The sequence below is a fragment of the Shewanella amazonensis SB2B genome, assembly GCF_000015245.1.
In the GTDB taxonomy this organism is placed as follows: domain Bacteria; phylum Pseudomonadota; class Gammaproteobacteria; order Enterobacterales; family Shewanellaceae; genus Shewanella; species Shewanella amazonensis.
Genome location: NC_008700.1, coordinates 2,862,656 through 2,882,144 on the forward strand (window position 1 = coordinate 2,862,656; position 19,489 = coordinate 2,882,144).

Genomic DNA, 19,489 nt, shown 5'->3' on the forward strand with positions numbered 1-19,489 from the left:
AGGCGAAAAATATCAATACATCAGCCACCAGCGCGCTACTTTAAAGCTAGGCTGTAGAGTGAATGTAAAGTGCGCCAGATACTCAATACCCAAGAGGAACCTTGCCAATGAGTAGATAGCTGTTTTCTTGCGGTCATCTTAGGGTGTTGCGACCTTATCAGGCGACTCAGCGAGGACCTGGGATTGCTCCGGGGATACCGCATAAGCAGCGCTCACTTTCGAAGACTCTTCTTCGATTTTACCCTCTGACGCCGCAGGCGATTGGGCAGTGCTGATTGATGATGGTGTTTGATTTCTGGTTTGCGCTGACGAGTTTTCCTGGGTATCGGCAAAAGACTGATTATTGCCTCCCTCAAGCTCCGCAAAGCCATAGCTGACGACCCGGTTACGCCCCAGATGTTTGGCCCGGTATAAGGCCAAATCGGCGCGCTTGATCATGGGGTCAAGGCTTAAATCACCATGCTGCCACTCGGTCACCCCAAAACTGGCGGTCAGTTTAAAGCTGTGACCCGAATAATGGGTATTGACCCCGGCAATGGCCTCTCGGCAACGCTCAGCCACTTCCACCGCCTGTGCGCCCGAAAGCCCGGGCAGGATCAACATAAACTCCTCACCGCCAAAGCGGCACAGAATATGGTCATCGGCCAACTGTGGCCGAATCACTTCCACGACCTTTTTCAGGGTCCAGTCGCCGGTAGCATGGCCGAACTCATCATTGATCCGCTTGAAATTATCCAAATCGAGCAAGACAGCCGCCGTCGGCTCACCTCGCGCCATACAGCCAATCAGCGCATTTTCACCTTTTTCCTGCCCCGTGGCACGATTGTAGGTTCCGGTCAGGCCGTCGCGCTGTGCCAGGCGCATGTACTTGTTACGTTGAGACAAACCGGTTGCCAGAAACACAGATAAAAATAAGGTAATACCCGCCAGCACAGTTGAAATCATCAAAGACCCGGAATGCTCCCGGGAGATAGTTTCCTGCCTGACCAGATAGCTGTCCCTTTCACTGTTCAATAAAGCGATTTCCCGCTGCTGCTCAACAAAATTAAACTTGGCCGCCTGGTAGGCCATTTCACGGGCCTTGGTTTCGTTCAGCAGTTCATTGGCATAATGATTTTCATGCTTTTGGGCTTCATAGGCAGTCACAAAGTCGTTACTTCTCGCCTTCAGTGTGGCCATCACATACCAGGCGTCTTTCAGGGCCTTATTGTCGGCACCTTTGCTGTCGATAGCTTCGACAGCGGCAGCCTCCGCCTTCTCCCAATCGCCAATGTCGAGATAGGCCTTTGCCAATGCGCTTTGGGTACTGGCAATCTCCAGCTGAAAACCAAGGGTGCGGTACTCTGCCAGCGCCTGCTCCATCAGGGTGATGGCATCCTCAATCAGGTTTGACTCATGGCTGATAAGTCCACGTGACTTAATGGTCATCACGGTAATGAGCCGCCAGCCATGCTCCTGACAATAATCGCCCGTTCGCTGGAACGCCTCTGCAGCACGGGGCAGTTCTCCCGACTCATGAATATAAGCGGCAATATAGAGGTTGGCGTAACAGATATCCTTGGTATTGGCATCATCAGCTAGCTGAAGCGCCCTCTGGGCATAAAGCCCCACCTCTTCATAAAAGCCGAGCTGGTAGAAGAGACTCGCCGCCCGAATGTACGCGTTGCGCTGTACGTCTTTGTCTGAAACTGTTTTTACCAGTTCAAGCCCAAGTTTTAGGTAACGAAGGGAGGATTCGTAATCACCCAGCAGCTGATAACCTGTGGCAAGGTAGCCATAAACCAAATGCAAATGTCGGGATGAAAACAATTGTGACTCGGCCACCTTCAGATCATTCACACCCGCTTGATAGGCCCCCTCATATAATTGCTCTCTGCCGAGGATCATTTTCAACTGACCGAGTTCTTCCGCATCGAGCGCCTTTTCGGCTGTCTTTAAGGTATTAATGAGATCTGTTTTTCTTTCAGAAGGACCGTGCTGCATGTTTATAAGCTCATTCAGCATTGCGCGATAGTCTCCATTTGCCATGGCAAGCCACGGCAAAAGAAGCCAAAGCGCACACACGAGTGCAGCACGGTAACAGGTCATTTACGCATCATTCCCGTTATAAATCACAACCAGAGACTGGTACTGCTCTTCTCCACCAAGGGCCTTGAGTTTGGCTTTATCACCACTCATGATGGCTTGAATTTCATCTTCGCTCAGGCCGTGCTGGCGCATTACGCCTTCGGGATCCTTTTTATATGCCTCCAGCAGGGCAGCATCTTCCCCAAGCTGCTTTAAAAAATCTGTCAGTTTTGACACCTGGTTCTCCTTATTTTCCGCTGTCGTGGATTTGTCGAACAATCACTTACCCTGTCAGGCAAGATCCTCAGGGCTCAGCCCAAGTCGGGCCAATACCTCAAGATTGTATTCAAGCCGCCTGGCAGGCGGCACCAGCAGGGTTGTCGCAGGGCCCATGGGAGCGCCGGGTAACTCGTGAAGCTTTACCCGGTGCACACTGGGTTCATGCACCGGCAAAAATGCAGCCTCATACAGCACAACCTCATGCTCCGGCGGATACCACTGCATTAAATGCTCCACCAACACCTGCAATCTGTCTGAACTGGTATGGAACTTGGTCAGCGTGTGTTCTCCGGCAAGGGCTATTTGCCAGAGCAATAAGTGGCAACATGGATTAGGCACATGTTGGTAAAACAAAAACTGGCTGGCTTCCATACTTTGGTGACCACTTTGCCCCGGGTCGATACCCAGATCGGCCCAGAGGCAATCTTCAGCCGAAATACCGGGCTCCATCCAGGCATCAAACCCCTCACTGCGGGCACGGCTTATGGCCATATGTGGCACACAGGCAAACACCCCAGGATGCCCATAAAACGCCCCTACCACTTTTTTACCCGTTCTCACCGCTGCCAACATTGACTCTGTCATTTGCTCGTAAGTCAATCGCCGGCTCTTTACCTCATCACCTTGAGCATAAAATTGCTGGAGGTTAACCACATTGGGATTAAGTTCTTCAAGATAATGCTGGGCAAAACCATCGGGCAGCAAACTGAATACCAGTTCAGCGTGGATGATGTGACTCTTGGCCCGGACGCTGATCTGTCCAGCCAACCCTATCCCTGTGCCCACACAGACCAAACTACCCAAGACCTACTCCGAGTTCCTGCTCAAAAATCACATTTTTATAACTTTCCGGGCGTATTGCAATACACAGAGCGCTCTTTTTCACCCTAAACCATCGAGCTAACCCTATTGATAATCAATCATTTTTTAAGAATGCACTTAATTAGACAGACTTATCAACCCTAAGTATGAGTGATAACAACACAGAAACCAGCGAACCTTCCGGCGCAACCATGGTCAAATTCCGGCAAATGATGGGTTTTCGGCAGCCACCCTTGTCAGTTTGACCCTGCCTTGGGTATGATGGCCCGCAGTTTTTAAGGAATAAGCACTCACGATGTTGAACAAGAAGCAAAGTCTTACCCTGCTGGGGGCCGCAGCCCTCTCACTGTCTCTCTCTGGCTGCAGTGTTTTCGATTGGCTGGTGTACAAGCCTGATATTCCTCAGGGTAACTACATGGAGCCACAGCAGGTTGAAAAGCTCAGAATCGAGATGACCAAGGAGCAGGCCGAATATGTGCTGGGCCGTCCTGTGCTCAGAGACAGCTTCGCTGACGATACCTGGTACTACGTGTACCATTTCAAAAGCGGTCGTGACGCCAGTGTCATTCACAAGGAATTAGTGCTGTATTTTGAAAATAATCAACTAGTTAAAGTAACAGGTGATTATGAACTCTCCAGCGAGTTCAATACCCCACTGGAACAGAGTAAGCTGCCAAGTGTGAATGCAGCCGAAGTCGTGCCTCAGGTGCCTGAACAACGCGGTGATGACAAGCCGTTGGTGGAAGAAGGCAAGGAAAACGATCCCAAGGCCATTCGCAAGTTCTGATACGAAGATTAGCCCAATAAAAAAGCGCCACGCGGCGCTTTTTTATTGGCTGTTGCTCAGTAGTGAGCCGGCCATGGTATTTGAATCCGTTTTGTCCATATATCGGATTCAACACTTCAGGATTGGATTTTGCCACCTGTTACCTTGCTTGCACGCCCCTCGTCCTTGGCTTTTTCCGCCCGCTGGCGTCTGACGTCTTTAGGGTCGGCAATCAAGGGGCGATAGATCTCAACCCGGTTTCCCGGTTGCAATTGGTCGTCATGCTTTACCAAGCGGCTAAAACTGCCAAGTTTCACTGAGTCGAGCTCAATCTCCGGGAAAAAGCTGCAGATATTACTTTGACGAACAGCCTCAATAAAGGTGGTGCCCGGTGACACCATCACATGAATCACTTTTTGCTTGTGGGGTAAGGCATACACCACATCTACCCCGAATTTTTCGATATCACTGGCCATATATTACCTTGGCCCTGTTGGTAAAGGCCGTCACCATAGAAGATGCCAATTCTTTGAATACCTTGCCAAATGCAAAATCCGCAAGGCCACTGGAAAATTCAAAATCCAGCTCAAAATCCACCTTGCATGCATCTTCGGCAAGCTCGGTGAACCGCCACTCGCCAATCAGATGCCGAAACGGGCCGTTCTCCAGCTTCAGGGATATTTGCCTGGCCGGGATCACCTGGTTTCGGGTGGTAAAGGTTTTGGCGATGCCTGCCTTGGCCACATCCACAGAGGCCACCATGGTTTGTCCGTCAAATGAAATTACCTTGCCGCCAACGCAGCCGGGTAAAAACTCCTTGTAAGACTCAACATCATTAACCAGATCGTACATCTGCCGGGCACTGAATCTGACCAGTGCGCTTCGGGTAACCTTAGGCATTCGCGTGTATTCAAACTCTTGAAATTGGATAGCCGCCGATTGTAACACGGCTTGCCTAAAACGCTGCAACCGCTAAAACGACTAAAAACTCACCAATAAAAACATTCGCTTGGCAAAACATGTAAATATTCGCAGGTGGTCAATTCCAAATTACACACCCCACGCTATAATAGCCCGCCTATGGTAAAGAAAAACTCCAAAAAGGCCGCCCAGCCGGCCACGATCGCCCGCAATAAGCGCGCGACCTTCGAATACAAATTCGATGAAAAATTCGAGGCAGGCCTATCCCTGATGGGATGGGAAGTGAAGTCTATCCGCGCCGGAAAAATCAACATCTCTGAAAGCTACGTGATGCTGAAAAACGGTGAAGCCTTCCTGCACCACTGCCATATCACCCCACTGCACGCCGCCTCCACTCACGTGGTGTGTGACCCTACCCGCCCACGCAAGCTGCTGCTTAACCGCCGCGAGCTCGACCGCTTGGCAGGTCTCGTTGAGCGCCAGGGCTATGCCATCGTGCCTATCTCCATGTACTGGCGCAAAGGTGCCTGGGTTAAGGTCGAGATTGGTCTGGGTAAAGGTAAAAAAGCCCACGACAAACGCGATGACATCAAGCAGCGTGACTGGGACATTGAAAAAGCCCGGGTGATGAAGAACAAATAAACTGTCTGTTTTCGAGCGGAAAACAGACAGTTGGTTGTCACTGCCAAATAATGCCTTGGAATTCGGGGCAGCATGGGAGTACAATCAAACCATCTTGGGGGCGATTCTGGATTCGACGGGATTCGCGAAACTCCGGGAGCATGCCGAGGGGCGGTTGGCCTCGTAAAAAGCCGCAAAGTTATAGTTGCAAACGACGATAACTACGCTCTGGCTGCTTAATTAGCGCCAGCCATCTACCACAGGTCTCGCACATGGGCAGTGGATTTGATGGTCACCTTACATCGTGCTAGCGAGGGAACCTTGTCTGGGGGTGAACCGCGAAACAGTTCCAGGCTCACCGTTAGAAATCCTGTCTTTCGGAGTTCGAGCGGTTAAATAAAAGAGAGACTAAGCATGTAGCGCCTTGAGCGTAGGTTTTTCGGACGCGGGTTCAAGTCCCGCCGCCTCCACCAAACCTAAAATAAAAAAGACGTCTTCGGACGTCTTTTTTATTGGTGTTTTTCGCAAAAGGGTCATCCGCAAAGATGGCCCTTTTTCTTTGTTTGCTCCCCCTGTGTCGTGGTGCTTCACTGTCAGTTTTAGCACCGGGAATCCCGATACTCACGGCGTTCCCACGTCATAGCGCCAATTTGGGCTGAATGAAATCGATGAAAACCGAGATACGTTTGGCCACCGAGGATGACTTGTAAAATACCGCATTCACTTGCTCTCTTGCGGTATTCATCATCGTTTCAGTTTCCAGCAACACCATCAACCGCCCTTCTTCAATATCCTTATTGACCATAAAACCCGACAAACAGGCTATCCCGTTGCCCGACAGTGCCAACTGCCTCACCGTTTCGCCATTACTCGAGGTAAGCGCCGGCTCCAAGCCCACAAAACCTTTCAAAGGCCACTCATTTAATGACCGTGGCGCAGAAAACCCTATGGTGTCGTGGTGTTCAAGATCGGCAGTCTTGCGTGGGATCCCCCGCTGTGCCAGATACTCCGGGGCGGCAACAATATAAAGACGACTTCGTCCCAAAGGCCTGGCGTGAAGAGTGGAGTCGCTCATGGGGCCTATGCGGATGGCCACATCGGTTCGCTTCTCCAACAAGTCGACAAAACCTTCGTTGGAGGTCAGTTCAATCCGGATATCCGGGTACATCTGGTTGAACGGTTTAATTAAGGGCACCAGTTGGTGAAATACAAAGGGGCTGGCGGCATCCACCCTGAGACGGCCCGCCGGGACTTCACCCCGGGTGATAATATCTTCTTCGGCGCGCTGAATTTGCAGTAGCCCGCCCCTCACAGACTCCACAAACTGCCTGCCTTCATCAGTCAGCTCTATTCGCCTGGTTGTACGATTAAGAATGGAAACTCCCAGTTGGTTCTCCACCTTACTCACGGCTCTGGACACCCTGGCAACCTGGATATCGAGCAGTTCGGCCGCTGCGGAAAAGCCACCACAATCAACAACCGTCAGCAAAATTTCCAAATCATCCGATCGCGTACGCATCCTCACCTCTCATCCACAGCTCAAGCAATTATTGCAAATATAACAAATATAATTTGCCATAATCCGCATTTTTCACAACTAAAGTCCAACGCATAATCCCGCCATCCAAACAGAACATGCACCCGTCTGGTTTGAGCCGGGTGCATGTTTTACCCAACCACCCAAAGTGAGTATCACTATGCCCTTAGCTCTATTTGCATTGGCACTCAGTGCCTTTGCCATCGGCACCACTGAATTTGTTATCGTTGGGCTTATCCCAACCATGGCCGCCGACCTCAATATTTCATTACCATCGGCCGGACTTCTGGTCAGCCTCTACGCTCTTGGCGTGGCTGTCGGTGCGCCGGTGCTTACCGCACTCACCGGCAGCTGGAATCGCAAGCGCGTCCTGCTTGCGGTTATGGCGCTGTTTGTTCTGGGCAATCTGCTGGCGTGGCAAGCCCCGGGCTATGCCACTCTGGTGGTTGCCCGCGTGCTCACTGGCCTGGCCCACGGGGTGTTTTTCTCCATTGGTTCTACCATTGCTACTGGCCTCGTTGCCAAAGAGAAAGCCGCCAGTGCCATCGCCATTATGTTCACCGGTTTAACGGTTGCCCTGGTCACGGGTGTTCCTCTTGGTACCTACATAGGGCAATCCTTTGGCTGGCAGGCCACCTTCTTAATCGTGGCGATGCTCGGATTACTTGCCCTGATTGGCAGCGCTTTTTTGGTACCAGGCAATCTTAAGCAGCCACCTGCCACCAAGCTCTCGGCGCAGCTTAAGGTATTGACTCAACCCCGCCTGCTGCTGGTGTACGGGATTACTGCGCTGGGATATGGCGGCACCTTTACCGCTTTTACTTTCCTTGCTCCCATCTTGCAGACCGAAGCTGGATTCAGCGCCGGTGCCATAGGTCTCATCATGCTGGTGTATGGTGTGTCCGTGGCGGTCGGCAACATCTGGGGCGGTAAAATGGCCGATAAGATGGGGCCGATAAAAGCCCTGACTGTAATTTTTTCAGGTTTGGCTGCCATCTTGCTGGTGTTTAACTTTACCGCTTATGACCCGGTACTGGCGGTGGCTACCATTCTGGTGTGGGGTGCCTTTGCCTTTGGCAATGTGCCCGGCTTGCAGGTTTACGTGGTGACACTGGCTGAAAAGTATGCCCCGGATGCCGTTGATGTAGCCTCTGGACTCAACATTGCAGCCTTTAACGTTGGTATTGCATTGGGTTCATGGGGCGGCGGCGAAATTGTGGCGCGCTCAGGTCTGATGCACACGCCATGGGTTGGTGCTGCGGTAGTACTGCTGGCGCTTGGACTAACCCGCTTGAGTGGCAAACTCGATAGTCGAGACGAGTCCCCCAAACACCACTGCACACAGGTAGCATGATATGAACAAAGCCGCAGTCACAGACTGAACAAATAGAAAGGGAGCTATGCTCCCTTTTTACATTGGGGCAGTAACCCCTTTGCTCAGACTATCTCAAAGGTTCCCCGAACCAGTGGCAGGCCATTGGCAACCATGGCTTTGCCAAGGCACCACACAAATTCAGGCTCGAACTGGTCATTCAGCAGCACCAAATCGGCGTCTTTCCCCTCAGCGATGGCCCCTTTGGTATCAAGCCCCAATATTCGGGCTGCGTTGGAGGAGGTCATGGCAAGGGCATCGGCCACGGCAATACCTTCGCTGATAAGGTCACGAAATGCCTTTGCCAGACTGCCGACCCGACCCACTTCGAGGCCGGTTAAGCGACCATCGGCATCGAATACCGGCAAACTGGCATTGCCATCGGAGCTTAAGGTAATTTGTGATACCGCCACGCCAGCCGCCAGGGCATGCTTTACCGCATCTATCGCACTGATTTCGTCACTGTTTAAGGTGGCGCTGTTTTCAGAGGCCGTGAAATCAATCACGCCACCGGCCAGGGCAAAGGCAACGCCCTGCTCGAGCAATGCACGGGAACGATTAATGTGGGTAGGATAGAATTGCGACAGCGGAATATCGGTGGTGCCGGCAACCTCAGACAGGATATCCAGCCCGCCTTTACCATCCCCCACATGTACAAACACTATGCCGCCCTTTCCGCTTAACATGCCTCCCACCCGTGCCTGGCTGGCAACGCGGGCCAGTTCAGCGGCAGAAAGCTGCGAGCCACGATGATCGGCAATGGCGATTTCACCTACGCCAATTACCTTGTCAATCAGCATCATGTCCCGGGTAATGTCCCCTGTGAGGGTTTTGACCGGATACTCGTAAGAGCCGGTGTAGATATAGGTGGTTAAGCCTTCATTCGCCAAACCGCGCGCCTTGGCAAGCAAGTCTTCCAGGCTGCGACTGACGGCATCTGTCCCCAGTGCCCCCACCAGGGTTGTGACTCCTGCCAGTGTGGCCTCAGTCAATTGCATCTCAGGGGTGCGGGTATGAAAGCCGCCTTCTCCGCCGCCGCCACTGATGTGTACCAACGGATCAACGAGCCCAGGTACCAGTGCACTGCCTTTGGCATCGACTTCATGGCATGGCAAGGAACCGACATGCAGCGAGCCCGGCTCTGCGATGGTGATAACGCCACCAGTGCCAAAAAGCACATCCTGTAAACCAACCGCTGAAGGCGTAAAAAGGTTGGCATTTCTGATCAAAGTTAACATCAGCTATATCCTGTATAAACGGCAATACCCACAGCAGCACTGGCCAGAGTCATCAGCAGCACCTGTAATCGCCAAATCAATTTAAGCCACTGTCCAAAGGAGATTTTGACTACACCCAAACAGCCCATCAGAGAGGCTGAGGTTGGAATAATCAGGTTGGTCAGTCCGTCACCCAACTGAAAACACAGCACAGCCAGCTGTCTGCTGAGCCCGGCAAGCTCCGCCAGCGGTGACATCAATGGCATGGTCAGCGCAGCCTGGCCGGAACCAGACGACACAAACACATTAAATACCGACTGAAACACCAGCATCATTTGTGCCGAGAGCCAGTCAGGCAAGTGTCCGATACTGCCACCCGCTGAGTACAGCAAGGTATTGAGCACCGAAGGCGCCGACGGATTGTCACCGCCAAGCAGAATAACCAGCCCCTTGGCAAAGCCCACTATCAGCGCCGCAGGCAACAGCTCGGCGGCGCCGCGCTGAAAGGCGCCGGAGACCTGATTCAAAGTCATGGTGCCACTGAGCCACAGCAGCAAGCCAATCGCCATCGCCATGGCAAAGAACTGGCTGGCAATCTGGGCAATATAGTACCCCCCTGCCACCACTCCCCAAATCACCCAAACCAATGTCAGCAGTAAAATCAGCAAAATGGCGACATTGACCTTGCTAAGGCTCGTCTGCTTTGGTTTTGGCTCTGCCATCAGGGACTGAGTAACACTTGCATCCGCTGTCGGAGCCGCTGCCAGAGCCAAAGTCTGGCGGCGCGTGTGTTTGGCAAAACGCAGCGTATACACCAGGGCGCAGAGGGTAAAAATCCCCCAGCACAGGGCCCGAAGCCACGCCCCCGACATCAATGGCAAGCCAGCTATTCCCTGGGCAATGGCCACACTGAAGGGATTCATCCAGGAGGTGGCAAAGCCGACCTGGGTGGCCACGTAGGTTACCAGCACCACCACGGCAGGATGATACCCCAGGGCACTGAAAAGCGGCATCAGCAGCAGGCAAAAGGCAATCGCCTCCTCGCTCATGCCGTACACGGCGCCGCTCAGCGAAAACACCACAAACAGCACCGGCAGCAACAGGGCTTCTCGCTCTTTAAGGCGCGCTATCAGCAGCATCAGCGCCTGATGCACCGCGCCACTTGCCAGCAGCACACCAAAAGCGCCGCCCACAATCAGAATAAAGGCCACCACACCAACGGCAGAGCTGTCGCGCCCGCCGGAGGTGAGCCCATCAAATGCTGAATTGAGCAGCCCAGGGGTTCCGTTTGCACTGAAAAGCGCGCTGCCAAGCCCCTCGTTTGCCTGAAGGCTGAAATTTTCAAGCCGGATCCCCTGCTCGGTCACCCACATAAACTGGCCTGCCGGCACGATAAAGGTCAGGCCCCATGCCAGCAGCATCATCAACATCAGGATGATGAAGGCATCCGGCATTTCCCGTTTGGATAAAGACATAGGTCCTCCCACAATGAAAAATGGCCGGGCAAGCCCGGCCAGGGAGAACATCAGAAGCGCAGGCTATAACGCAGGTTCCAGCGCTGACCGAGCCAGTCATGGGCCGAGCTGGCGTAACCATTGGTGGGCGACGACGCGTATGGCGGCTCCTCATCGGTAAGGTTACGAACCGACAACATCAGCGAGTGATTCTCCATCAGGGTCACACCCACACTGGCACTGAAGGTAAGCCAGCTGTCCACCGTCTCGTTATCAAACCTGAAGTCACCATCGCCCATGCTGGAGACGTAATGAGCGCTGAGGCTGGCACTCCAATCACCCAGGCTCCAGTCCGTACCGGCATCCAGCACCCGCTCAGGTCGGGCGATTTCGTTGGCACCGGACAAGCGGCCAAGGAGGTCCTCTACGTCGGCATCCGGAGTCACCTGACGCTCAAAGCTGAAGGTTTCGGTGCCGCTGACGTAGAAACTGAACTCACCTGCCGCGGCTGTCTCAAGACGATAGGTCATGCGATAGTCAAGACCATCTGTGGTTTGGCTGCCAACGTTAAAGTAGCCGGTACGCAGGAAGCTGATATCGCCGTTGCCATCAATTACACAACCAAACTCGCCCTTAAGCTCGCTCACTGAACCCACAACAGGCGCAGTGCCTTTTACGCAGGCATTGAGAGTGGTGGAAGCATCGATATCCACTATGTCTTCGTGATCGTAGCGCCAGTAATCCACGGTAAGCTGCCAGTTGTCGGTCAAATTCCACGACAGTCCAGCGTTGATGGCTTCCGAAGATTCGGCATCCAACCCCTTGTTACCTATGGTTTCCTGATCGAACTCCAGCTCACCATCGATGGCACCATTGGTGCCACACAGGGCATTGAAAGGCTCACCTGCGCCGCAGTTAATGTATTGACTGCCAAGGGAGGTGCCTGCACCGAGCTGTGAAAGCGACGGTGCCCGGAAACCCGTGCTCCAGGATGCTCTGAGCACCAGATCGTCGGTCGCCTTATAGCGCAGCGATACCTTGGGATTGATGTCGCCACCAAAATCACTGTAGTGGTCGTACCGCAGCGCGGTTATCAGGTCCAGTCCCTCAAACAGCGGCAGATTAATCTCGCCATACAGGGCATACTGGGTCCTGTCGGCGGCCGCATCACTGGCGCCAAGACCTATTACATCGTCGTTTACCGCTGATGCAGCCGGATTATCCACTATCTCTTCACTGCGAAGTTCGGCGCCAAATACGGCGCTCACCAAACCGGCATCCATCTCAAAGAGTTCACCACTGATGTTGGCATCCAGGGACATCACCTCAGACTCACCGCGGCGAATGGCACTGTCACGCAGCGCCGCAATCGCCTCCTCACTGTTGTCCATCCCCAGGTTAAAAGGGTTGAAACTGCCGCTCGCAATGGCATCGGCCAGGGCATCGCGATTCATATAGCCCGCCACATGGGTCACTTCGTTGGTGGACTTGCCATAGCTTGCTGCTGACTCCCAACCCCAGTCGCCCCACTCGCCGCGAAGACCGGCCAAAACTCTATAGCTTTCGGTATCGTATTCCTGAATTCTGCGCTCTGGCATACGGGTACGAACCCTGATGCTGTTGCTGTCATCGCCGTCTGCGGCGTTGATGTCACGCACATAGCCAGGCACGTAAGCCGCATCCCCCGGGACTGTCACCGTGTAACCTGCTGGCGCTTCATAGGCATGGCCGGTGTTTTGCTGATACATGGCCTCGGCAAAAAAGGTCATGTCATTGTCCAGCTGCCACTGATGATTCAAGGTGGCGCCAAGGTTCTCAAAATCCGGTTGAATGGCGCGCTGGATTACGTAGTCATAGTTACAGGCTTCACCACCCCAGCGGGTATCGTCACCACACCAGTCTTCGGCGTAATAATTGCCATCAATCACCATCTCGGTGTAGGAGGTGTAAGTTACCTTGATGGGGCGATCGCTGTTGAAAATCGCGTTGCGCTTGGCGTAATCCAGCACCACTGTGGTGTTGGTATTGTCGGTGGCAAAGCCGCCGGCATAGGTCAGCCCGGTGCGACTGGCGTCATGGTCACTGGTGTCATTACCGTACTGGGCCGTCAGTTCATGCCCGACAAAATCCTTACGCAGAATAAAGTTAATCACTCCAGCGATGGCGTCTGATCCATAAATGGACGAAGCGCCATCGGTCAGCACATCGATGCGCTCAATGGCTGCCATGGGAATGGCGTTAACGTTCACAAAGGAGTCAGAGCCATTGGAGAAGGAGTCCACCGCCACCCGGCGACCATTGACCAGCACCAGCGTTGAACTTGAACCCAGCCCACGCAAACTTACCCCGGCAGCCCCTGCCGGCGCGCCATCGGCGCCGCCCACGCCACCGGTTTCGGTAAAGGTGCCGGCACTTGCCGCCTGGGGCAGGTCCTTGAGGAATTCGGCAATGGTGTCATAGCCCCGCTTGACCAGTTCTTCCTGATCGAATGACTGCAGTGGATTGGCCCCTTCCATGTCCACCCCTTTCAGGCGTGAACCGGTGATCTGGATTTTTTCGAGTTTGGATTCGGCTGAAATAGCCTTGTCGTCATCGGCCGCGTGGGCCATGGCGATGGTCAGGGCTGACAGGGCAAAACCGGAAATGGCGCAGGCAAATACTGAAACTTTCATGAGAAGCTCCCAAAAATATGCGAATAATTTTTCAGGCGCGCACCAAAGCAACCGAACGTGGTCAATACGTGGCACAAAAAAGTTGTGCGTTCACGGTGCAGGTGTGCAGCTGAGCAAAAAATGAGGCGTGGGAGCCTTGGCGATGACGCAGGACAGCCCACTGAACCTGAAAGTTCAGTGGTTTATTCGTCCCACCATTCGGACAGATACCAGGTACGGTAATGGTATCTTTCGAGAGAAGTTGATGCCGGAAACATATCCACCAAATGTGAAATCAATGTTGTTGACCGGTTAACAAGCTAGCCGTTATAGTGTCGGCCAGTCAATACGTGGCATGCAAAATTTTTTAGAGCAGAGCCATGACCCCAAAATTCCTCTCGTTTATCGGTGCTGTCGCCCTGTGGGTGTCAATCGCGCACCCGATTGCGTCCGCTGCGGCCAAACCCTACAACCCTGACAAAGCACCGGAAACAGCCAGGGAACCCGTCCCAACACTGTCGCTGATGCTGGCCGGTGGCGCCCTGTCTGTGTGCAGCTCCATGAACCCAAAGTACTGCACCGCTGACATACATTTCCCGGACAAGGCCAAAACCCGGCATTTGTATGAGCTGAGTGAACAAAGTCTGTCCCGCTTTCAGGTCACTCCGGCCTGGGCACGACTTAACGTCGATACCCAAAGGGCATTGCTCGCCGCTCTTGGCTCTGCAGATAGAGCCCTTCTCGATATCGAGGCACTTCATGATCGGCTGGGCCCGCTTGGCAATACACTCAATGATGCCAGCTATTTTGCCCTGCTCGACACCCTGGAGTGGGTACAGCTCACCCAGGAAGGAGAGCCAAAGACAGAGCAGGTTCGGCTGGAACAGGGTAAAAATGCCCAGGGCGCCTCACACTTCGCCGCCTTTGTCAGCCGTGCGGCACGGCAAGTCGGCCACCAGCCACCGAAAATTGGCATAGTCACGGCATCTGCAAGGGATCCGTTTGAAGCAGCCAGCTTTTATCAACAAGCCTTTACTCAGGCGGGTGCAATAGCCCAGTGGCTACCGTTAGACAGCGCGTTGCAGCAAGCCTGGGGGTATGGCAATAGGGAAGCTGGATGCAAAGAGCTGGCAACCCTTGGTGAGAACTATCAGGGCTACCACGACAGGCAACGGGTGTACCCGACTCTGTGGGATAAATACAATCAGGTTTGTCTCAATCCAGAGGGGCTGCTGCGCACGCTGGCCGCCCTGGATGGCCTCTTTCTCTCCGGCGGCGATCAATCCCTCACTTTGTCGGCTTGGCTGGGCGCCGATGGGCAACCGAGCGCCGCGCTGAAGCTGATAAAAGAGCGATTCGCAAATGGAGAGCTTATCATCGGTGGCACCAGCGCCGGTACCGCCGTGATGGCATCGGGTGCCATGATCACCGGGGGCACCAGCCAGGGCGCATTGGACTTTGGCGTGGTCGCCGCGCCCCCCGTCAGTGAGCGATGCGAAGAACTGGGCTGCGAGGCGCTCAATCCTGCCGACACCCTCACCTACCGGCCCGGAGGCGGGCTGGGACTTTATCCGTTCGGGGTGACAGATACCCATTTCAGTGAAAGGGACAGACAAATCAGGCTGGTACTGCTGCAGGATATAAGCCAAACCGGCCTTGGGGTGGGCGTCGATGAAAATACCGCCCTGTGGCTATCCAAAGATGGCCAATATGGTGTGATCGAGGGCGAAGGCGGCGTCTGGTTCAGTGAGCCTGCAGCCAAAGGTCAAACCCCGGATCCCCAAAAAGCGCAAATACACCAGAGCACGGCTCACAGCCACATCATCCACTACCTTCCCCATGGTACCCGGCTGACGTTAACTCGCGATAACATCAGGGCGGAAGGCACGCAGGAAGAGTTACAAAAGGTCAGTTGCGACGGGTTTACAGCCGCTTGGCTGCCAAGCCAGGGATTCACCCTCCGCCACCTGGTTGACAGCCAATGTCATCCTCAGGGTTATTACCAGTCACTGGGGCTGGAGCACAGCACAGAGATGTCGTCAGATAAGGCGACTCACTAATCAGCGCTGTCCTGTCCCCTTCAGTCAGAGGCTGGCACTGTCTCCAGAACGGCAACGGCCTCTGGACACATTGGGTTGACGAACACCCCGACAGGCACTTCCATCAGGTGGGTGGAAGAAAACTGCAGATTTTCCCGCATCGCTTTTGGTAAGGTGAGTACACTTATTGCGTCACTGTCTCCAAACGCATAGTCAACACGCCCTTTATTGAGCATCCTTAATCCGGTCGCAACATCGCTGACAAACTCAATAGTGAGACCCGCATCAGTGAATTGTTGTAAAAAGCCTCCATCAACTCTTGAGCGAAGTAAGGCAATTTTTCCCCCTCCCAACTCAGATAAGTCCGTCCAGACAAAAGGCTCGGGCTGACGTCGGCGATAAATGCCAATAGAAACAATTTCATCGGACAACAGTAAAAAGCGGGACTGTTCCTTAACAATATCCGGAGGGGGATAAAATGATGCACACCAGTTACCCGCAATAATTTCGCTCTGTGCACGCGCTGAGGGCAGGAACAGGGGTTGGAGCTCAAATTCAAGTTGGTTTGAGAGCAAATACTTTTGCAACATTCTGAAACTGCTGCCTTTATCTGCCTGTGTTTCCGTCGTGAACGGTGGATATTCCAAGGCGATAACCGCCAGTGTTCTTGCTGTACCACCTGGTGCAACGTCAGATTGGGACGCAAACGCCAGCCCAAGCAAGAACACAGACGAAATGAGGCGCACACGGATTCCAGCGGTCTTCACAAGAATCGCTCCTTTGATAGCCAAGCCTCTATGAGTCTAGTGCCGTCTTTCCCATGTCGCGACTCAACCGCCGTCAAGCAACGGCAAATCGCTCCTGCTTTGAAGAGGAGGCAGACATAGATTCAGGCTATCCGCGCGTGGACATTTGCCCAAACAGAGCCAATGTTCCGGGGCAAGCCCGGATGTGAAAGACATCGCTGCAAGCGCACTGCTCGGCCGGTGGCTTGAAACAGGCGCTGCTGTGGGCATGCCTCAAAGGTCATAAGTCCTATACTTACTTTCAGTTATTCAGGGAAAGCTCGGCATACATGCCGGACCGGGCCGGGGTGTTGCTTATGCGGCCCTGTTGCCAGCTAACGGCAGTGATCCTTGCGCAGTACACAGACGTATTCCCCGGACTAGCGCCGTTTTAGCAACAACATTGAAGGATGTCATTCACATGACCAAAAAGCGACTCAGCGTCCTCATACTGTCTGTATGGCTGGTTTCGGTACTGGCGGCATTCTGGTGGTTGGAGCTTCGCCATATCAGCAAAATGGAGCCGTCGCTGCTCAACCAACACGGCGTAGAGCGCGAGGTAGCAGACTTAATCAAAGCCGCTGGCAGCGGTGCCACTGATAGCGGTCTCCCGGTAGTAGTGCATTTTATCGACCCGGGCTGCGACTGCAGTGATGACACCTACGCGCACCTGGAGCAGCTGACAACAGCGTCACTCAGCAAGGTGTCCGCAAAGCTGCCTGAACACACCAATCTGCTATATACCCCTGACAACGCCGGGCTTCCGGAAACGCTCAAACACATGAAACGGATTACACTCAATCAGGTGCCGGAAGTGACGCCTGTGGTGGGGGTTTGGAAGTCAGATGGCAGTCTGGTTTACCTTGGTGCCTACTCCACTGGCCCAAGTTGCGGTTCGGGTGCCGATTTACTGCGTGAAGCACTGCTCAATGCGGCGGGTGAATCTTTGCCACTGCTCGATTGGCCAATTCAGGTGTCCTGCCATTGCCGATGGCGCACCTGAATTCTGCCTCAATGGCAGCGCCTGTTTTCACAGCACGACTTACTTGCCCACTCAAATGGAGAGTCTCAACAAAAATGAATAACCTAAGCTCTGAGATGATGCGGGATCATTACATTAAATCAGACACTATCATGTTTTCGGTGCTGGTAATGATGTTCCTCTACGCCCTCGGTTTGGCGGGGGTTTTCGGTAACTGGACGGTGGCCATCATAGTCGGCTTACTGACCACAATAGCGGCGGGCGCAATCCGGGCCCTGAGCCCGGGAGAGCGTATTACCCGGGTGACCATGGGGCTGGCATTTATGGTGATGGTCACCCTGCATGTGCACCTGTCCCGCGGCATGATAGAGATGCATTTTGGGTATTTTGCCTGTCTCGCGATGCTGCTCTACTGCCGGGACTGGCTGCCCATCCTCGCTTCTGCGTTGCTTGCGGCGGTACTGCACGTGGGACTCTTCTGGTGGCAAACCACAGGTGGCAGTGTCTTTATGCTCGACAGTGCAGAACGCTCCTGGGGGATCATCTTCATCCACGCCGGTTATGTGGTCGTTGAAACACTGGTGTTGGTGGTTATGGCCAAAAATTTGCACCGTCAGGCAGAGGTTTCTTTTGACATCCAGGCGGTTGCGCATCATCTCACCGGTGAGCAAATCGACCTCACCCACAGAACCAACGCCAGCAATAACCCCCAAAGCCTTGCATTCAACGGTTTTCTGGATCATCTACAGGGCATGGTCGGCAGAATGGCATCTACGGGAGATAAGCTGACTCAGCTCAGTAACAGGTTGCACGATTCCATGTCTGGGGTGAATAACCGCATGAAACTGCAGCACAACCAAATCGATGTCATCGCCCACGCTGTGGGCAATGTCAGCGATGCAGTGAGACTGATTTCAGACAACGCCAACGATGCTTCGGCAGCCGTCAGCGATGCAGACGCAAAATCCCGGGATGGCTCTGCGTTAAGCCGCAAAACCCTTGATGAAGTCCTTACGCTGGCAAATGCCATTGAACGCGCCGCCGACGCCAGCGGTCGCCTGGCCGAAGACAGCAAAAGCATTGGCAAAGTGCTGGATGTGATAAAAAGTATTGCGGAACAAACCAATCTGTTGGCGCTTAACGCCGCCATCGAGGCCGCCCGGGCCGGAGAGCAGGGACGTGGCTTTGCGGTAGTGGCCGACGAAGTGCGAAGCCTCGCATCCAAAACACAGCAGTCAACCGAAGAAATTCACAACATGATCCAACGTCTGCAAGCCCGCAGCGATGATGCCGTTAACGCCATGTCAACCAGTCAAACGAGCGTGACCCAGTGCGTTGCCTTTACCCAACAAACCGATGAAAGACTTGGCCAGGTACGTCAATCCCTGCAGCAGATTGTAGAAATCAGCAGTCAAATCGCGAGCTCAACTACAGAACAAATGCAAGCAATCGGGGAAATAAGTCAGAACGCATTGAGCATCAGGCAGCTCAGTGATGACAACAATCATGAGCTTGATAGGGTTGTGGATGAAGTTGCAGAAGCAACCGGGCTCGCGGGCCTTATTCACTCCGATATGAAGCGTTTTCATACCGGCTTATAACTGATATAAAAAAGACAGGGTTCCCTGTCTTTTTTTAAACCAACCTTTGTCCGGAATACCGGGCAGTTTGGCCGTTACTTATAGAAAGCTTCCACTTCGCCCTTGATGGTCATCAGCAGTGGCTGACCACGGCGGTCGAGGGCCTTGCGGGAGGCGACCTTAATCCAGCCTTCGCTGATGCAGTATTCTTCAACGTCATTACGCTCTTTGCCGTTGATGCGAATACCCACGTCATGTTCAAACACTTCTGCCACATGGTGTGGGCTGCGTGGATCGATTGAGAGTCTGTCTGGCAGTGCCGGCGGTACTTTGGTATCGGTCATAATCATCGTCTTGGGTAAATAAACCTGCGCCATTGTAGGCAATCCCGTAGCC

17 protein-coding genes and 1 other RNA gene are annotated in these 19,489 nt (G+C 53.6%); 7 read left to right on the top strand and 11 right to left on the bottom strand.

What is annotated here, in order from left to right:
- Positions 1–138 precede the first annotated feature (138 nt).
- From SAMA_RS12455 to SAMA_RS12465, 3 genes are all read right to left on the bottom strand, one after another.
- Positions 139–2,004, bottom strand: a complete 1,866-nt coding sequence (locus tag SAMA_RS12455; RefSeq protein ID WP_198134281.1) for a GGDEF domain-containing protein — start codon at positions 2,002–2,004, stop codon at positions 139–141.
- 84 nt (positions 2,005–2,088) lie between these two features.
- Positions 2,089–2,304 carry a hypothetical protein gene (locus tag SAMA_RS12460; protein ID WP_011760495.1) on the bottom strand — a complete coding sequence of 72 codons (216 nt, stop codon included), beginning with the start codon at positions 2,302–2,304 and terminating at the stop codon, positions 2,089–2,091.
- A gap of 54 nt (positions 2,305–2,358) precedes the next feature.
- Positions 2,359–3,150: an SAM-dependent methyltransferase gene (locus tag SAMA_RS12465; protein ID WP_011760496.1), complete on the bottom strand. Its 792-nt coding sequence runs from the start codon at positions 3,148–3,150 to the stop codon at positions 2,359–2,361.
- Positions 3,151–3,463: 313 nt separating this feature from the next.
- Between SAMA_RS12465 and SAMA_RS12470 the strand changes: the two genes are divergently transcribed.
- Positions 3,464–3,955, top strand: coding sequence for an outer membrane protein assembly factor BamE (locus SAMA_RS12470; RefSeq protein ID WP_011760497.1), 492 nt, complete (start codon positions 3,464–3,466; stop codon positions 3,953–3,955).
- 116 nt (positions 3,956–4,071) lie between these two features.
- On the opposite strand, the gene SAMA_RS12475 is transcribed toward SAMA_RS12470, so the two are convergent.
- Both SAMA_RS12475 and SAMA_RS12480 read right to left on the bottom strand, forming a co-directional pair.
- Entirely contained in the window at positions 4,072–4,410 is a 339-nt protein-coding gene (locus SAMA_RS12475) for an RnfH family protein (protein ID WP_011760498.1), read from the bottom strand.
- Positions 4,400–4,834, bottom strand: coding sequence for an SRPBCC family protein (locus SAMA_RS12480; protein ID WP_011760499.1), 435 nt, complete (start codon positions 4,832–4,834; stop codon positions 4,400–4,402). Before SAMA_RS12480 ends, SAMA_RS12475 begins: the two co-directional genes overlap by 11 nt.
- Before the next feature lie 180 nt (positions 4,835–5,014).
- Between SAMA_RS12480 and smpB the strand changes: the two genes are divergently transcribed.
- Together smpB and ssrA are read left to right on the top strand one after the other, a co-directional pair.
- Positions 5,015–5,497, top strand: coding sequence for an SsrA-binding protein SmpB (gene smpB / locus SAMA_RS12485; protein WP_011760500.1), 483 nt, complete (start codon positions 5,015–5,017; stop codon positions 5,495–5,497).
- Positions 5,498–5,593: 96 nt separating this feature from the next.
- Positions 5,594–5,949, top strand: a transfer-messenger RNA (tmRNA) gene (gene ssrA / locus SAMA_RS19405).
- A 164-nt stretch (positions 5,950–6,113) separates the two neighbouring features.
- Here ssrA and SAMA_RS12490 read toward each other — a convergent pair.
- Positions 6,114–6,995 carry a LysR family transcriptional regulator gene (locus tag SAMA_RS12490; protein WP_011760501.1) on the bottom strand — a complete coding sequence of 294 codons (882 nt, stop codon included), beginning with the start codon at positions 6,993–6,995 and terminating at the stop codon, positions 6,114–6,116.
- 178 nt (positions 6,996–7,173) lie between these two features.
- Between SAMA_RS12490 and SAMA_RS12495 the strand changes: the two genes are divergently transcribed.
- Complete coding sequence (locus SAMA_RS12495) at positions 7,174–8,367, top strand: MFS transporter (RefSeq protein ID WP_011760502.1); 1,194 nt, start codon at positions 7,174–7,176, stop codon at positions 8,365–8,367.
- Positions 8,368–8,450: 83 nt separating this feature from the next.
- Here SAMA_RS12495 and iadA read toward each other — a convergent pair whose 3' ends face one another.
- From iadA to SAMA_RS12510, 3 genes are read right to left on the bottom strand one after another with little or no spacing between them, the layout of a single operon-like run.
- Complete coding sequence (iadA, locus tag SAMA_RS12500) at positions 8,451–9,623, bottom strand: beta-aspartyl-peptidase (RefSeq protein ID WP_011760503.1); 1,173 nt, start codon at positions 9,621–9,623, stop codon at positions 8,451–8,453.
- The gene (yfcC, locus tag SAMA_RS12505) at positions 9,623–11,077 is read right to left on the bottom strand and encodes a putative basic amino acid antiporter YfcC (RefSeq protein ID WP_011760504.1); all 1,455 of its coding nucleotides are present in this window, start codon (positions 11,075–11,077) and stop codon (positions 9,623–9,625) included. The genes iadA and yfcC overlap by 1 nt, the downstream gene beginning before the upstream one ends.
- 50 nt (positions 11,078–11,127) lie before the next feature.
- The gene (locus SAMA_RS12510; RefSeq protein WP_408640224.1) at positions 11,128–13,665 is read right to left on the bottom strand and encodes a TonB-dependent receptor; all 2,538 of its coding nucleotides are present in this window, start codon (positions 13,663–13,665) and stop codon (positions 11,128–11,130) included.
- Between the two features lie 422 nt (positions 13,666–14,087).
- On the opposite strand from SAMA_RS12510, the gene SAMA_RS12515 reads away from it, so the two are divergent.
- Positions 14,088–15,767, top strand: coding sequence for a cyanophycinase (locus SAMA_RS12515; protein ID WP_011760506.1), 1,680 nt, complete (start codon positions 14,088–14,090; stop codon positions 15,765–15,767).
- A gap of 20 nt (positions 15,768–15,787) precedes the next feature.
- Here SAMA_RS12515 and SAMA_RS12520 read toward each other — a convergent pair whose 3' ends face one another.
- Positions 15,788–16,513: a hypothetical protein gene (locus tag SAMA_RS12520; protein ID WP_011760507.1), complete on the bottom strand. Its 726-nt coding sequence runs from the start codon at positions 16,511–16,513 to the stop codon at positions 15,788–15,790.
- A gap of 439 nt (positions 16,514–16,952) precedes the next feature.
- Between SAMA_RS12520 and SAMA_RS12525 the strand changes: the two genes are divergently transcribed.
- Together SAMA_RS12525 and SAMA_RS12530 are read left to right on the top strand one after the other, a co-directional pair.
- Positions 16,953–17,534 carry a DUF6436 domain-containing protein gene (locus tag SAMA_RS12525; RefSeq protein ID WP_011760508.1) on the top strand — a complete coding sequence of 194 codons (582 nt, stop codon included), beginning with the start codon at positions 16,953–16,955 and terminating at the stop codon, positions 17,532–17,534.
- A 74-nt stretch (positions 17,535–17,608) separates the two neighbouring features.
- A complete protein-coding gene (locus SAMA_RS12530) occupies positions 17,609–19,114 on the top strand; it encodes a methyl-accepting chemotaxis protein (protein ID WP_198134282.1) in 1,506 nt (501 codons plus the stop codon).
- Positions 19,115–19,188: 74 nt separating this feature from the next.
- On the opposite strand, the gene SAMA_RS12535 is transcribed toward SAMA_RS12530, so the two are convergent.
- Positions 19,189–19,437, bottom strand: coding sequence for a DUF3297 family protein (locus SAMA_RS12535; protein ID WP_041410407.1), 249 nt, complete (start codon positions 19,435–19,437; stop codon positions 19,189–19,191).
- Positions 19,438–19,489 lie beyond the last annotated feature (52 nt).

What these genes read in the sequence shown, in the direction of transcription:
- SAMA_RS12455 (WP_198134281.1), bottom strand. Translation starts at nt 2,004, where the DNA reads ATGCTGAATGAGCTTATAAACATGCAGCACGGTCCTTCTGAAAGAAAA.
- SAMA_RS12470 (WP_011760497.1), top strand. Translation starts at nt 3,464, where the DNA reads ATGTTGAACAAGAAGCAAAGTCTTACCCTGCTGGGGGCCGCAGCCCTC.
- SAMA_RS12475 (WP_011760498.1), bottom strand. Translation starts at nt 4,410, where the DNA reads ATGGCCAGTGATATCGAAAAATTCGGGGTAGATGTGGTGTATGCCTTA.
- SAMA_RS12480 (WP_011760499.1), bottom strand. Translation starts at nt 4,834, where the DNA reads ATGCCTAAGGTTACCCGAAGCGCACTGGTCAGATTCAGTGCCCGGCAG.
- smpB (WP_011760500.1), top strand. Translation starts at nt 5,015, where the DNA reads ATGGTAAAGAAAAACTCCAAAAAGGCCGCCCAGCCGGCCACGATCGCC.
- SAMA_RS12490 (WP_011760501.1), bottom strand. Translation starts at nt 6,995, where the DNA reads ATGCGTACGCGATCGGATGATTTGGAAATTTTGCTGACGGTTGTTGAT.
- SAMA_RS12495 (WP_011760502.1), top strand. Translation starts at nt 7,174, where the DNA reads ATGCCCTTAGCTCTATTTGCATTGGCACTCAGTGCCTTTGCCATCGGC.
- iadA (WP_011760503.1), bottom strand. Translation starts at nt 9,623, where the DNA reads ATGTTAACTTTGATCAGAAATGCCAACCTTTTTACGCCTTCAGCGGTT.
- yfcC (WP_011760504.1), bottom strand. Translation starts at nt 11,077, where the DNA reads ATGTCTTTATCCAAACGGGAAATGCCGGATGCCTTCATCATCCTGATG.
- SAMA_RS12510 (WP_408640224.1), bottom strand. Translation starts at nt 13,665, where the DNA reads ATGGCCCACGCGGCCGATGACGACAAGGCTATTTCAGCCGAATCCAAA.
- SAMA_RS12515 (WP_011760506.1), top strand. Translation starts at nt 14,088, where the DNA reads ATGACCCCAAAATTCCTCTCGTTTATCGGTGCTGTCGCCCTGTGGGTG.
- SAMA_RS12525 (WP_011760508.1), top strand. Translation starts at nt 16,953, where the DNA reads ATGACCAAAAAGCGACTCAGCGTCCTCATACTGTCTGTATGGCTGGTT.
- SAMA_RS12530 (WP_198134282.1), top strand. Translation starts at nt 17,609, where the DNA reads ATGAATAACCTAAGCTCTGAGATGATGCGGGATCATTACATTAAATCA.
- SAMA_RS12535 (WP_041410407.1), bottom strand. Translation starts at nt 19,437, where the DNA reads ATGACCGATACCAAAGTACCGCCGGCACTGCCAGACAGACTCTCAATC.